Here is a 13,682-nt window from a genome sequence, read left to right on the forward strand (position 1 = left end):
TCAGGCCGCTGTAATGCGTTGCTTGAACGTTCGACCGACAGCATGCACGCCAGGTTCGTAGCGTTTGTCCTCGATCGCGGCCAGTGCCAGTTCCAGGGCGGTGGCGGCAATCAGGCCATGCTGCTGGGCCATGGCATTGACTGGCAGCGGCAGGAAGTCGAGCAACTGGTTGTCGCCAAAGGTACCCAGCTGCAGCTGGCGCGAGTCGGCAGGGCGCGCCTGCAGGGTATCGAACACCCCTTGCAGCAGCACGTAGGAGGTAGTCACCAGGGCATCTGGCAGGGCGCCAAGGTCGTCGATCAACTGTTGCATCAGGCGCTGGCCGCACTCACGGCTGAACGCTTCGCCCTGATAGCGGCGAACTTCGCCGGCATAGCCTTGCAGGGCTTCGTCGAAGCCGCCGGCACGTGCCTGGCTGACTGACAGCTCGGGGCGTGCGCCGATCAGCGCGATGCTGCGCGGGGCGGCGCTCAGCAGGCTGGTGGCCAGTTGGCGGCTGGCGTCGCGGTCGTCGCTGATCACCGAGCAGAAGTGCGCAGGGTCCAGGCGGCGGTCGATGGCGATCACCGGCAGGCCTTTGTCCTGCAGTTCGCGGTAGCTGTCGTCCTCTGGCGGCAGGCAGCTGGCGACGAACAGTGCATCGCAACGGCGGGCGCGGAACAGCTGCTGCAACTGGCGCTCGCTGTCGGGCTGGTCGTCGCTGCTGGCGATCAGCAACTGGTAGCCACGGGCGCGGGCACCTTGTTCGAGCTGCTTGGCGATGCGGGCGTAGCTGGGGTTCTCCAGATCCGGGAGAATGAAGCCCAGGGTGCGGGTATGCCGGCTGCGCAGGCCAGCGGCCTGCGGGTTGGGGGTGAAGCCGTGGGCCTCGACCACCGCGCGTACCCGCTCGACAGTGCTGTTGCTGATGCGCTGCTGTTCGGCCTTGCCATTGATGACGTAGCTGGCAGTGGTCACGGACACACCGGCCAGACGGGCGATATCGCTGAGTTTCACCGAATTTTCCTTGTTATTACCGGGGCTGGCTGTGAGCCCTGACCGGGTAGTTTGACCCGGCGAGGGCGCCACGCGCAGACGACCATTGTCGCAATTGTCCGACAGGATGGGGCTTTTTCCTCGGCAGATTATCGAGTAACGTGGCCGTCTGGTCAGATTAATCGTTTCAGCTGCCGAATTTTCTGCCTCGGCTGCCATCCGTGCAAGGCTGTTGAACTGGCCGTTCAAGTGAATTTCACAACAATACTCCAGTACCCGACCGGGAACTGCAAAAGGAGAAGGTCATGCTCGAGCTCGCCAAGGAGCAGATAGCCATGGGCCAGAAGGCCGCCGACAAGGCCGAGGCATTGCGCCTGCTGGCCGACCGGCTGGTCGCTGATGGCCTGGTCGCCGAGGGATACCTGCAAGGGCTGCAGGCCCGAGAGGCACAAGGCTCCACCTTCCTTGGGCAGGGCATTGCCATCCCCCATGGCACGCCGCAGACCCGTGACCTGGTGTACGCCACCGGCGTGCGCCTGTTGCAGTTTCCCGAGGGCGTGGATTGGGGCGATGGCCAGATGGTCTACCTTGCCATCGGCATCGCCGCCCGTTCCGACGAGCACCTGCGCCTACTGCAACTGCTGACCCGCGCCCTGGGCGAGACCGACCTGGCTGAGGCATTGCGCCGCGCCGGTTCCGCCGAAGCGTTGCTGAAACTGTTGCAGGGCGCGCCGCAGGAACTAGCGCTGGATGCACAACTGGTCGGCCTGAACCTGGCGGCCGAGGACTTCGATGAACTGGCCTGGCGCGGCGCCCGCCTGTTGCAGCGCGCCGACTGCGTCGACAGCGGTTTTGCCGCCGTGCTGCAGCAGGCCGAGCCGCTGCCGTTGGGCGAGGGCCTGTGGTGGCTGCACAGCGAGCGCCAGGTGCGCCAGCCGGGCCTGGCCTTCATCACCCCCCAGCAGCCGCTGCGTTACCGCGACCAGCCGCTCAACGGCCTGTTCTGCCTGGCCAGCCTCGGTGCTGCCCACCAAGCCTTGCTCGAGCGCCTGTGCGAAGTGCTGATCGAAGGCCGCGGGCAGATGCTCTACCAGGCCACCAGCAGCCGCGCGGTACTGGAAGTGCTGGGCGGTGAAGCGCCGGCGGACTGGCCCAGCGCGCGGGTCGTGCTGGCCAACCCGCACGGTTTGCACGCCCGCCCGGCAAAGGTATTGGCGCAACTGGCCAAAGGTTTCGAGGGGGAAATCCGTGTACGCCTGGTCGACAGCGCACAGCCAGCGGTGTCGGTGAAGAGCCTGAGCAAGCTGCTCAGCCTCGGCGCCCGACGTGGCCAGGCGCTGGAGCTGGTGGCTGAGCCAGCCATCGCCGCCGATGCCTTGCCGGTGCTGCTGGCCGCCATCGAACAAGGCCTGGGCGAAGAGGTGGAGCCACTGCCACAGAGCGCGGCGACCATAGCCGGCGCAGCGGCCGAAGTGCTGCAAGCGCCCGCAGCCGGTAGCCGCATCCTTGGGGTGGGTGCGGCGCCCGGCATTGCCAGTGGCCCGGCGCATGTGTGTGTCGAGCGTGAGTTCGACTACCCCCTGCGCGGCGAGTCCTGCGCCCTGGAGCGGCAGAAGCTGCGTGAAGCCGTTGCGACTGTCAATGGCGAGCTGCAGGCCTTGGTCCGGCGCAGCGACAAGGCCATTGGCGAAATCTTCGTCACCCATCAGGAGATGCTCGCCGACCCGGCCCTGGCCGATGATGTGGAGCAGCGCCTGGGCCAGGGCGAAAGCGCCGCGGCAGCCTGGATGGCAGTGATCGAGGCGGCGGCGCGCCAGCAGGAGTCGCTGCACGATGCCTTGCTCGCCGAACGCGCTGCCGACCTGCGTGACATCGGCCGCCGCGTGCTGGCGCAGTTGTGTGGCGTGCAGGCTCAGGCTGAACCCGAGCAACCCTACGTGCTGGTGATGACCGAAGTCGGCCCGTCCGATGTCGCCCGGCTGGACCCGAGCCGCGTCGCCGGTATCGTCACCGCCCAGGGTGGCGCCACCGCCCACAGCGCCATCGTCGCCCGTGCCCTGGGCATTCCGGCGGTAGTGGGCGCGGGGGCGTCGATACTGCTGTTGGACAGTGGCACGCCGTTGCTGCTCGATGGCCAGCGTGGCGTGGTCAGCGTGGCGCCGCCGGCGGATGAACTGCAACGGGCCCTGGCCGAGCGCGACCTGCGCGAGCAACGCTTGCAGGCCGCCTGGGCCAACCGCTTCGAGCCGGCGGTCACCCGTGATGGTCACGCTGTCGAGGTGTTTGCCAACATCGGCGAGAGCAACGGCATCGCCAAGGTAGTGGAGCAGGGCGCCGAAGGCGTGGGCCTGCTGCGCACCGAGCTGATTTTCATGGCCCACACCCAGGCCCCGGACGTAGCGACCCAGGAAGCCGAGTACCGCCGCGTGCTCGATGGCCTCGACGGGCGCCCGCTGGTGGTGCGCACCCTGGATGTCGGCGGTGACAAACCGCTGCCGTACTGGCCGATCGCTGCCGAGGAAAACCCGTTCCTCGGTGTGCGCGGCGTACGCCTGACCCTGCAGCGCCCGCAGGTGATGGAGGACCAGCTGCGCGCCTTGCTGCGCGCGGCCGACCAGCGCCCGCTGCGCATCATGTTCCCGATGGTCGGGCAGGTGCATGAATGGCGCGAGGCGCGCGCCATGGTCGAGCGCCTGCGTGCCGAGATCCCGGTAGCCGACCTGCAACTGGGTATCATGGTCGAGGTGCCCTCGGCAGCGCTGCTGGCACCACAGCTGGCGCGCGAAGTGGACTTCTTCAGCATCGGCACCAACGACCTGACCCAGTACACCCTGGCCATCGACCGTGGTCACCCCAGCCTCTCGGCCCAGGCCGACGGCCTGCACCCTGCGGTGCTCAGCCTGATCGACATGACCGTGCGCGCCGCCCATGCCCATGGCAAGTGGGTGGGCGTGTGCGGCGAGCTGGCGGCCGACCCGCAGGCGGTGGCCGTGCTGCTGGGCCTGGACGTGGACGAACTCAGCGTCGCCGCGCGCAGCATTGCCGAAGTCAAGGCCCTGGTCCGCCAGGCCGATCACCAGACGGCCCGCGCCCTGGCGCGCGAGGCCCTGCAACAGGACAGCGCCGCAGCGGTTCGCGCGCTGGTGGAGCGTTACTGAATGGCCAAGATCCTCACCCTCACCCTGAACCCGGCGCTGGATATCACCATCGGCCTGGATACCCTGCGCCCGGGGCAGGTCAACCGCAGCCAGGAGCAGCACAGCCACGCCGCGGGCAAGGGGCTGAACGTTGCCCAGGTACTGGCCGACCTGGGGCACAGCGTCACTGTTGGCGGCTTCCTCGGGCGTGACAACCTGCAGCCCTTCGAAGCGCTGATCGACTGGCGCGGCTTCGTCGATTGCTTTGTCCGCGTACCGGGCGAAACCCGCAGCAACATCAAGCTGGTCGAGGCTGATGGCCGTGTCACCGACATCAACGGCCAAGGCCCGGAAGTCGACGAAGCGGCACGCAGTGCATTGCTGCGCCGCCTGGCGCAGATTGCCCCGGGCCACGACGCGGTGGTGGTGGCTGGTAGCCTGCCGCGCGGGATCAGTGCCGACTGGTTCCGTCAGTTGCTTGAACAGCTCAAGGCGCAAGGCCTCAAAGTGGCCCTGGACAGCAGCGGCGAAGCCCTGCGTGCCGGCCTGCAGAGCTCGCCCTGGCTGGTCAAGCCCAATACCGAAGAGCTGGGCGAAGTGCTCGGCCTGGCTGTGGATAACCCGGCGCAGCAGCGCGCTGCTGCCGAGCGTCTGCTGGCCAGTGGCGTCGAACACGTGGTGGTGTCGGCGGGCGAGCAGGGCGTCAGCTGGTTTACCCATGACCATGCTGTACATGCTTGCCCGCCCAAGGTGCAGGTCGCCAGCACGGTGGGCGCAGGTGATTCGCTGGTGGCCGGCATGGTCCACGGCCTGCTGCAGGGCGAAGCCCCGGCGCAGACTTTGACCCGTGCCACCGCGATCGCAGCACAGGCTGTTACCCAGGTTGGTTTCGGCATCCGTGACCGCGAGCAACTGGCGCGTCTGGAAGCCGCCGTGCAACTGACAGAACAACAAGAGGGTTGCCGATGAACATTGCCATTGTCACTGCCTGCCCCAACGGCCAGGTGTCGAGCGTGCTGAGCGCGCGCTTGCTGTCCGCCGCTGCCCAGCGGCGCGGCTGGAGCACCAGCGTCGAAGTGCAGGATGCCGGCCACCCCGAGCGGCAACTGAGCGCCGCGCAGATAGCCGAGGCCGACTGGGTGCTGGTGGTCAGCACCGGCCCGGTGGACCTGGCGCGTTTCGTCGGCAAGCGCGTGTACCAGAGCGCGCCGTCCCAGGCTTTGGCCGACCGCGAAGGCTTCCTCGATGAGGCGGCGGCCAACGCCCGGCTGCTGGCCGCGGTGCCAGGCCTTGCGGCCGAAGCTGGCAGCGCAGGCGCACGCATCGTCGCCGTCACGGCTTGCCCGACTGGCGTCGCGCATACATTCATGGCCGCAGAAGCCTTGCAGCAGGCCGCGCAGCAACTGGGCTACCAGCTCACCGTCGAGACCCAGGGTTCGGTCGGTGCGCGCAACCCCTTGTCCGCGGAAGCCATCGCCGCAGCCGATGTAGTGCTGCTGGCCGCCGACATCGAAGTGCCCACCGCGCGTTTCGCTGGCAAGCGCATCTACCGTTGTGGCACCGGTATCGCCCTCAAGCAGGCCCGTGCCACCCTAAACAAGGCCTTGGCCGAAGCCAAGGTGGAAAACAGCAGCGATGCTGCAGCGGCGAGCACGCCAGCGAAGGGCGAGAAGACCGGGGTATACAAGCACCTGCTCACCGGCGTGTCGTTCATGCTACCGATGGTGGTGGCTGGCGGCCTGCTGATTGCCCTGTCGTTCGTGTTCGGTATCGAGGCCTATAAAGAATCGGGCACCTTGCCGGCGGCGTTGATGCAGATCGGCGGCGAGGCTGCGTTCAAGCTGATGGTGCCGCTGCTGGCGGGATATATCGCCTGGTCCATCGCTGACCGCCCGGGGCTGGCGCCCGGCATGATCGGCGGCCTGCTGGCCAGCACCCTGGGCGCCGGTTTCATCGGTGGTATCGTCGCCGGCTTCCTCGCCGGCTACAGCGCCAAGGCCATTGCCCGCTGGGCGCGCCTGCCCAGCAGCCTGGAGGCACTCAAGCCGATCCTGATCATTCCGCTGCTGGCCAGCCTGTTCACCGGCCTGGTGATGATCTACGTGGTCGGCCAGCCGGTGGCGGCGATGCTGGAAGGGCTTACGCATTTTCTCGACAGCATGGGTACCACCAATGCCATCCTCTTGGGCCTGTTGTTGGGCGGCATGATGTGCGTCGACCTGGGCGGGCCGATCAACAAGGCCGCCTATGCCTTCTCGGTGGGGCTGTTGGCCTCGTCGAGCTATGCGCCGATGGCGGCGACCATGGCCGCCGGCATGGTGCCGCCGATTGGCCTGGGTATCGCCAGCTTCCTGGCCCGACGCAAGTTTGCCCAGAGCGAGCGTGAAGCGGGCAAGGCGGCCCTGGCGCTGGGGCTGTGCTTCATCTCCGAAGGGGCGATCCCATTTGCCGCCAAGGACCCGCTGCGGGTGATCCCGGCCAGCGTGGCCGGCGGGGCATTGACCGGGGCATTGTCGATGTACTTCGGCTGCAAGCTGATGGCGCCGCATGGCGGCCTGTTCGTGCTGCTGATCCCCAATGCGATCAACCATGCGCTGCTGTACTTGTTGGCGATCGTGGCGGGTAGCCTGCTGACGGCGGTGGTGTATGCGGTGATCAAGAAGAGCGAGCGGGTGGAGTTGGCGGTAGCTCCTGTAAAAGGCTAAAAATCTGGGGCGGCTCCACTGGCCCTATCGCCGGCAAGCCAGCTCCCACAGGTACAGCGCAGCTCCAGAGGCCAGCGCGATCCTGTGGGAGCTGGCTTGCCGGCGATAGTGCCAGCACAGGTCAACGCCCGTGCTTCTGCCGCAACGGCACAAGCAGCTCGCCCAGCCCGTTGTGATCGATCTCGTGCATCAGCGCCAGCAACCCACCCAATTCCCCCGCCGGGAAACCCTTGCGCGCAAACCAGGCCAGATAATCCCCCGGCAGGTCGGCAATGATTCGCCCCTGATACTTGCCAAACGGCATGGTGCGGGTGACCAGCAGTTCGAGGGTTTCCGGCTTCATCATCGGCGCACCTGGCTGTTGAAAAGCGCCGACCATACTGCAATCTGCACGAAGGCCCAAGCGGCAATCATGCAGAACGCCGTTTTCAGGTTCTGCTCTGATATTTGTATCTATTTGATTTATAAAGATTTTGTCGAGATTAAAGGCTTGGCACGAACGCTGCTCCATTACAGATGACTATCACCTGCCAAGGAGTTTGTGCCATGAGCAATCCCAACAAAGATGTGATCGACGTGCTGAACGACCTGATCGAGTACAGCAAGGATGGCGAGAAAGGCTTCAAGGCCTCGGCCGATGATGTGAAGAACCCCGAACTGAAAGCGTTCTTCGTTCAACGTGCCGGTGAGTGTGCCAATGCGGCCGGCGAACTGCAGAGCGAGGTGCGTCGCCTGGGTGGCGACCCGGAAACCTCCACCAGCATCAGCGGTGACCTGCATCGGGGTTGGGTCAACCTCAAGGCGATGGTCACCGGCAAGGATGAGGAAGCGGTGCTGAACGAGGTGGAGCGGGGTGAGGACCATGCCCTCAAGGCCTACAAGGAAGCCCGCGAGAAACTGGTGAAGCTGGGCCGCACCGCTAGCGACCAGACCTACACCCTGGTGGAAAAACAGCTGCAAGGTGTACAGCGCAACCATGACCAGGTCAGGGCCCTGCGCAACGCCGCCCGCGCCCGCGCCTAGCCGGCAGGCCCCTCTACCCGGTTGCGGCCTTTGGCCTTGGCCCGGTAGAGCGCTTCGTCCGCAGCACCCAGCACCCTCGCCAGATCGTGCTGGGTGCCTGACAGGCCGATGCCGATGCTCACCGTGACCGAGTGGGCATCATCGGCAAACGGCGCCAGCGCCTCGACACTGGCGCGTATGCGCTCGGCCAGCAGCTGCGCACCGGCCAGGTCGGTTTCCGGCAGCACCACCTGAAATTCCTCCCCACCGTAACGCGCTGCCAGATCGGCCGGGCGGCGGATGCATTCCTCGATGGTCCTGGCCACTTCGCGCAAGGCATGGTCGCCACCGGCATGGCCGTGGCGCTGGTTGAACGCCTTGAAATGGTCGACGTCCACCATCAGCACCGCCAACGGCTTGCGGTTGCGCTGGGCACGGGCCCACTCCTGGCGCAGTACCTGGTCCAGGCGGCGGCGGTTGGCCAGGCCGGTCAGGCTGTCGGTGGCGGCCAGGGTCGCCAGGCCCTGTTCGGCCTCTTGGCGGCGGCGCAGTTCGCGGCCCAGCAGCAGGGTCAGCGAGAGAATGCCCACACAGAGCACCCCGGTGGCCACGCTGACCAGGATCGCAGTGCGGCGCCAGGACTCGAACACATCTTCGGCCGAATGCACCACCAGTACGATCAGCGGCAGCTGCGCGACCCGGGCGAAGGTGTACATGCGTGGTTTGCCGTTGCGGCTGGAGCGGGCGGTGAAGCTGCCGCTCTGCTCGCTGAGTATGCGTTTGAAATTGGGCCGCTCGGCATAGTTGCTGCCGATCCCTGGGTCTTGCGTGCGGCTGGGCTGGCGAGCCAGCAGTTGGCCGTCGGTGTTGAGCAGGTTGATGCTGCTGTCATCGCCAATGTCCAGGCGCTGGAACAGCTCACTGAAGTACGACAGGCGCAGTGCACCCGCTGCCAGGCCGGTGAACTCGCCATTGGCGTCGGAGATACGCCGGCTGAAACTGATGCACCAGTCCAGGTCGCCCAGCTTGGCCTTGAATGGCGGGCCCACCAGCAGGCCGAGGTTGGGGTTGTGCAGGTGCGCCTGGAATACCCCGGTGTCGCCGAAGTTGGCCTTGCGTGGCACGCTGCTGGTGGAGTCGCCAACCACGTTGCCTTGCTTGTCCAGCCACAGTACGTCACCGCGCTTGCGGTCGACGAAGGCTTCATTGAATAGCAGGCGTTGGCGCACCGGGCCGGGGATTTCCGGCAGCTCCTTGCGCCCAACTGCCCAGATCAGGCCCTGCAGCGATTGGTCGTAGAGTTCGACGTTGCGCAGGATGTCGCTTTCGATCAGCTGGACGATATTGTTGGACGAGCGAATTGACGACAGCTCGACATTGTCGCGCTCGCGCGCCAGCAGGTAGCTGACGATGGCCACAATGGCGAGCACGGCAAGGCAACTGCCCAGATTGAGGATCAGCTCGGGGTGCGACCTGAAGTGTGCGAAACGCGGTAATCGGGTGGTCATGCTCGCTACTGCGTGGGCAGGGCCATTCGCGGCGGCGACATTCTAGGGAAGCGGGGATTGTCGGACAAGATTTGTCCGACGGAATCACGGTATACCTTATTCTGGATTTACCACAAGCCCCTGTGGGAGCGGGTTCACCCGCGAAGAAACCAACTCGGTGTCTGGCACCGGCTTCGCCGGTGTTCGCGGGTGAACCCGCTCCCACAGGGGTTATGTGTACTTCCTTTTAAACCAGGATCAGAACACGTTCAACGGGTAATCCACGATCACCCGCAGTTCATCGTTGTCGCTGTTGCTGTCGATCGACGCATAACCCTGGCTGCCACGGTGGGTGGCATAGCGCACCAGCACCGACAGGTCCTTCAGGTCACCCTCCTGGAACACATACTTCACGTCCAGGTCGCGCTCCCAGTGCATGGCGTTCTTGCCATCGGCACGGTAGTAGTCGTAGTGGGTGGGGTCCTGGACGGCCTTGGTCAGGTCGGCTTCACCGCGCGAGTACGACAGCACCGTGGTCAGGCCAGGGATGCCCACACCAGCGAAGTCATAGTTGTACTGCAGCTTCCACGAGCGCTCGTTCGGTGCGTTGAAGTCCGAGTACATGCGCGAGTTGTCCAGGTAGATGCTGTCGCCCAGGTTGATGTAGTCGAACGGCGTGTTGCCATTGACCCGCTGGTAGGCGGCGGTGACGCTGTGGAACCCGGCGTTGACGGTGAAATGCACGCTATAGGTGTTGTTGTCGATCTTGCCCAGCAGGGCCTGGCCGGTGTCCTGTGTGTGATAGAAGTGCACGCCCGGGTTCAGGCTGACCAGGTCGTTGACCACATAGGTGTAGTCGAAATCGGCGTAGTACTGGTTCCAGATGTCCTTCAGCTCGGCCGCATACAGGTTGGCGGTGATGTTCGGGGTACCGCTCCACGACGCGCCGGCCCAGTTCAGGTGCTTGCTCTTGTCATGCTCGCCCAGCGAACCGTAGTAGGTGTCGATGCGGCGGTGGCCGCTCTGGTTGTACGGCTTGGTGAAGCTCACCTGGCCGCCTTCGAGCAGCAGGCCGTCGATGCTGGTGTTGGTCAGGCTCACACCACGGAAGGTCTGCGGCAGCATGCGGGTTTCGCCGCCGGCGATCACCGGGTTGGTGAGGAACAGGTCACCGGCTTTCAGCTCGGTGTCGAACGCCTTGAGCTTGACTGCGGCACCGGCGGTGGAGAACGAGTGCGGGGCAGCACCCAGTTCGTCTTCGTTCTTTTGGTGGGTCGGCAGGATGCTGGTGCCAGCATGGCCGCCGCCACCGTCGAGTTTCAGGCCCAGCATGGCGTGGGCGTCCAGGCCAAAGCCGACCACACCTGGGGTGTAGCCCGACTCGAAGCGTGCAACCGCGCCTTGGCCCCACTCGCGGGTGTCGCGCACGCCGGCGTTGTGGTTGTCGCGGTTGAAGTAGGCATTACGGAAATGCAGGTTGAAGGACGAGCCTTCGATGAAGCCATCAGCCTTGTCTTCATCTGCCTGGGCGGCGAAAGGGATCGTTGCAGTCAACGCAATGAACAGCGGGGTAAAACGAAACGCGGAAGGCACCGGTACTAGCTCCTTGGGTCTGGCGGTGGGGCAGTTTTTATTTTCGAATGTGCGTCTTTTTTATAGGTGGACGTTACAGCTTGGCTGATAGTTGAAGCACATAAAAAAAGCCGCTGATCGGCAGCGGCTTTAAAAGGCTAACATATCGGCACCGGTGGTGCCCATGGCGTAGCCAAGGGAAAACGGGAGCAGCGACAGCGCTTGATCAGCTGTCGGCATTGGCATCGACAGAAACCTTGGAAGCTGTCTGTTTTGCGTCTTTTGCGGCGTCTTCCTGCTGTGCGGCTACTGCTTCGCGGACCTCTTGGTGGACCGCGGCGAACTCAGCATTACGGGTGACGAAAGCATTGGATTCTTCGGCCATGGCCAGGGGCGACAACAACAGGGAAGACAGGACGAAGACGCTGGCAATACCCATACTGTTGGACATTTGAAACTACCTTCTTGCGGTGCAAGTGCTAATGAGGACGGGGGTAAAGTTAGTCCTTTCAATGCACTTGAAACAGAGCGAAGCGCGATAAGCACTGTTGCGTAAAAGGTAACTATCGCAGGAAAAGCAATTGGACTTTCGCCGCAAACCTGCATGCTAGAGGGCCTACGCGGTCTTTACTTTTGTGGGAGCGGCCTTGTGTCGCGAAAGGGGCGCGAAGCGGCCCCAGGTTCTGAGCCATGGCAGCATTTGTCGGGGCTGCTGCGCAGCCCTTTCGCGACACAAGGCCGCTCCCACATCGACCGCGACCTCCTGTCAGGCATGGGCCGGCAGCCTGATCCCAAAGGTATTGGCCCCAGCGGCACTACGCACGAACACCTCCCCACCATGCATCAGCGCAATCGCCTTGACGATCGCCAACCCCAACCCATGGTTACCGCCACCACTGTTGCTACGTGCCGCATCCACCCGGTAGAAGCGTTCGAACAGCAACGGCAGGTGCTCATCGTCGATCGCCGGCCCCGGGTTGCTCACGGCGATGCTGACCTGCTGCGGCCCGGCATCGATCTGCACCTTGATCACCTGGTGCGGTGCGGTGTGCTGCACGGCGTTGTTCAGCAGGTTGATCAGCGCCCGGCGCAGCTGGGCCTTTTCGATGGGCGCCCGGGCATCGCCGCTCACGCTCACGCTGACCTGCGCGTCTTCGAGAATGTAGTCCAGGTAATCGAGGGTGGTCGCCACTTCCTCGGCCAGCGAGGCCTGGGTCAGGGCCGTGGCCTTGCTGCCCTGGTCGGCACTGGCCAGGAACAGCATGTCGTTGATGATGCTGCGCAGGCGCTCCAGTTCCTCAAGGTTCGATTGCAGCACTTCGAAGTAATGCTCGGCGCTGCGCCCGCGGGTCAGCGCCACCTGGGTCTGGCCGATCAGGTTGGTCAGCGGCGAGCGCAGTTCGTGGGCGACGTCGGCATTGAACGCCTCCAGCCGCGAGTAGGCCTGGCTTACCCGGTCGAGCGCAGCATTGAAGGCGCCGGCGAACTGCGCCAGTTCCGGGGCCAGGGCGTGGGTCTGCAGGCGCCCGTCCAGGCGCGGAGGGGCCAGGGCCTGGGCCTCAACGGACAATGCCAGCAGCGGGCGCAGGCCGATACGCGCCACCCAGTAGCCCAGCAGCGAGGCCAGCAGCACGCCGAGCACCGCCAGCCCGACAATCGCCACCAGCAGGCTGTGCTGCGCCTGCCAGAATGTTTCGGTGTCGATGCCGATCAGAAAGCGCAGCGGCGGCCGCTCGCCCAGGGCCGGCAGTTCGCTGACCAGCACCTTGTAAGGGTAGGGCCGGTCGGGCAGGCGCAGGTCGCGCATGCCCTGCGCGCCTTCGGCGAATGCGCGGACCAGCTCGCTGGGGTGGCCGTATTCGTAGGCCGGGTTGCTGCTGACCACCCAGAAGCGAATGCGCTTGTCCTCTTCACTGAGCAGGTTGAGCTTGTTGTTGATCTTGACCCAGTGCTCCGGTGTGCCGAAGCGGTTGAGGGTGGACTCGAGCACGCTGAAGCGCGCATCCAGCTCGGCCTGCGGCAGCAGGTCGAGGCTGCGGTCGACCTGGCGGTACAGCGCCGAGCCGATCAGCAAAAACACGCCCAGCGCCACCAGGATGAACAGCGCCGACAGGCGCAGTGCGATGGAATTACCCCGCACGGTTTTCCAGGACATATCCCATGCCTCGGATGGTGTGCAGCAACTTGTTGTCGAAAGGCCCGTCGAGCTTGGCGCGCAGGCGCTTGATCGCCACTTCGACGACGTTGGCATCGCTGTCGAAATTGATGTCCCAGACCAGCTCGGCAATCGCCGTCTTCGACAGGATTTCACCTTGTCGGCGGGCCAGCACGCTGAGCAGCGAGAACTCCTTGGCCGTCAGCTCCAGGCGTTGGCCGGCGCGCGTGGCCTTGCGCGCCATCAGGTCGATCCACAGGTCACCCACCTGCACCTGCAGCGGTTCATGGTTGCTGCTACGGCGGGTCAGGGCTTGCAGGCGGGCGACCAGTTCGAGGAAGGAAAACGGCTTGCCCAGATAGTCGTCGGCACCCTCGCGCAGGCCATGGATACGGTCTTCGACCCGTTCACGGGCGGTCAGCATGATGACCGGTGTCTGCTTGCGAGCGCGCAGGGCGCGCAGCACGCCATACCCGTCCAGGCCAGGCAGCATCACGTCCAGCACGATCACCGCGTAGTCACCTTCCAGGGCCAGGTGCAGGCCATCGATGCCGTCCCGCGCCAGGTCGACGGTAAACCCCTGCTCGCTGAGGCCGCGATGCAGGTAGTCGGCGGTTTTTTCTTCGTCTTCGATGATCAGCACACGCAT

Annotated in this window: 11 protein-coding genes; 4 read left to right on the forward strand and 7 right to left on the reverse strand. The window is 64.9% G+C overall.

The window, feature by feature from the left end; all coding sequences use genetic code 11:
- Entirely contained in the window at nucleotides 1-996 is a 996-nt protein-coding gene (gene cra, locus ABX298_RS14910; protein ID WP_075043797.1) for a catabolite repressor/activator, read from the reverse strand.
- 284 nt (nucleotides 997-1,280) lie between these two features.
- On the opposite strand from cra, the gene ptsP reads away from it, so the two are divergent.
- From ptsP to ABX298_RS14925, 3 genes are read left to right on the forward strand one after another with little or no spacing between them, the layout of a single operon-like run.
- Nucleotides 1,281-4,133 (forward strand): phosphoenolpyruvate--protein phosphotransferase, encoded by a 2,853-nt coding sequence (gene ptsP / locus ABX298_RS14915; RefSeq protein ID WP_286101064.1) that lies wholly within the window; start codon nucleotides 1,281-1,283, stop codon nucleotides 4,131-4,133.
- Nucleotides 4,134-5,081, forward strand: coding sequence for a 1-phosphofructokinase (pfkB, locus tag ABX298_RS14920; RefSeq protein ID WP_025337728.1), 948 nt, complete (start codon nucleotides 4,134-4,136; stop codon nucleotides 5,079-5,081). It begins immediately after the preceding gene.
- The gene (locus ABX298_RS14925) at nucleotides 5,078-6,817 is read left to right on the forward strand and encodes a PTS fructose-like transporter subunit IIB (RefSeq protein ID WP_367393300.1); all 1,740 of its coding nucleotides are present in this window, start codon (nucleotides 5,078-5,080) and stop codon (nucleotides 6,815-6,817) included. Before pfkB ends, ABX298_RS14925 begins: the two co-directional genes overlap by 4 nt.
- A gap of 121 nt (nucleotides 6,818-6,938) precedes the next feature.
- On the opposite strand, the gene ABX298_RS14930 is transcribed toward ABX298_RS14925, so the two are convergent.
- Entirely contained in the window at nucleotides 6,939-7,160 is a 222-nt protein-coding gene (locus ABX298_RS14930; RefSeq protein ID WP_075046881.1) for a DUF3820 family protein, read from the reverse strand.
- Between the two features lie 203 nt (nucleotides 7,161-7,363).
- On the opposite strand from ABX298_RS14930, the gene ABX298_RS14935 reads away from it, so the two are divergent.
- Complete coding sequence (locus ABX298_RS14935; protein WP_025337730.1) at nucleotides 7,364-7,840, forward strand: PA2169 family four-helix-bundle protein; 477 nt, start codon at nucleotides 7,364-7,366, stop codon at nucleotides 7,838-7,840.
- Here ABX298_RS14935 and ABX298_RS14940 read toward each other — a convergent pair.
- From ABX298_RS14940 to ABX298_RS14960, 5 genes are all read right to left on the reverse strand, one after another.
- Nucleotides 7,837-9,327 (reverse strand): GGDEF domain-containing protein, encoded by a 1,491-nt coding sequence (locus ABX298_RS14940; protein ID WP_367393301.1) that lies wholly within the window; start codon nucleotides 9,325-9,327, stop codon nucleotides 7,837-7,839. The genes ABX298_RS14935 and ABX298_RS14940 overlap by 4 nt on opposite strands.
- Before the next feature lie 237 nt (nucleotides 9,328-9,564).
- Nucleotides 9,565-10,899, reverse strand: a complete 1,335-nt coding sequence (locus ABX298_RS14945; RefSeq protein WP_075043801.1) for an OprD family porin — start codon at nucleotides 10,897-10,899, stop codon at nucleotides 9,565-9,567.
- Between the two features lie 205 nt (nucleotides 10,900-11,104).
- A complete protein-coding gene (locus ABX298_RS14950; protein ID WP_367393302.1) occupies nucleotides 11,105-11,329 on the reverse strand; it encodes a hypothetical protein in 225 nt (74 codons plus the stop codon).
- 315 nt (nucleotides 11,330-11,644) lie between these two features.
- Nucleotides 11,645-13,033 carry a heavy metal sensor histidine kinase gene (locus ABX298_RS14955; RefSeq protein ID WP_367393303.1) on the reverse strand — a complete coding sequence of 463 codons (1,389 nt, stop codon included), beginning with the start codon at nucleotides 13,031-13,033 and terminating at the stop codon, nucleotides 11,645-11,647.
- Nucleotides 13,008-13,682 carry a heavy metal response regulator transcription factor gene (locus tag ABX298_RS14960; RefSeq protein WP_025337735.1) on the reverse strand — a complete coding sequence of 225 codons (675 nt, stop codon included), beginning with the start codon at nucleotides 13,680-13,682 and terminating at the stop codon, nucleotides 13,008-13,010. The genes ABX298_RS14955 and ABX298_RS14960 overlap by 26 nt, the downstream gene beginning before the upstream one ends.

The sequence above is a fragment of the Pseudomonas sp. X4 genome, from assembly GCF_040784925.1.
In the GTDB taxonomy this organism is placed as follows: domain Bacteria; phylum Pseudomonadota; class Gammaproteobacteria; order Pseudomonadales; family Pseudomonadaceae; genus Aquipseudomonas; species Aquipseudomonas putida_Z.

Coding starts and splice junctions, on each gene's coding strand:
- ABX298_RS14955 (WP_367393303.1), bottom strand. CDS start 13,033: ATGTCCTGGAAAACCGTGCGGGGTAATTCCATCGCACTGCGCCTGTCG.
- ptsP (WP_286101064.1), top strand. CDS start 1,281: ATGCTCGAGCTCGCCAAGGAGCAGATAGCCATGGGCCAGAAGGCCGCC.
- ABX298_RS14960 (WP_025337735.1), bottom strand. CDS start 13,682: ATGCGTGTGCTGATCATCGAAGACGAAGAAAAAACCGCCGACTACCTG.
- pfkB (WP_025337728.1), top strand. CDS start 4,134: ATGGCCAAGATCCTCACCCTCACCCTGAACCCGGCGCTGGATATCACC.
- ABX298_RS14935 (WP_025337730.1), top strand. CDS start 7,364: ATGAGCAATCCCAACAAAGATGTGATCGACGTGCTGAACGACCTGATC.
- ABX298_RS14930 (WP_075046881.1), bottom strand. CDS start 7,160: ATGAAGCCGGAAACCCTCGAACTGCTGGTCACCCGCACCATGCCGTTT.
- ABX298_RS14940 (WP_367393301.1), bottom strand. CDS start 9,327: ATGACCACCCGATTACCGCGTTTCGCACACTTCAGGTCGCACCCCGAG.
- ABX298_RS14925 (WP_367393300.1), top strand. CDS start 5,078: ATGAACATTGCCATTGTCACTGCCTGCCCCAACGGCCAGGTGTCGAGC.
- ABX298_RS14950 (WP_367393302.1), bottom strand. CDS start 11,329: ATGTCCAACAGTATGGGTATTGCCAGCGTCTTCGTCCTGTCTTCCCTG.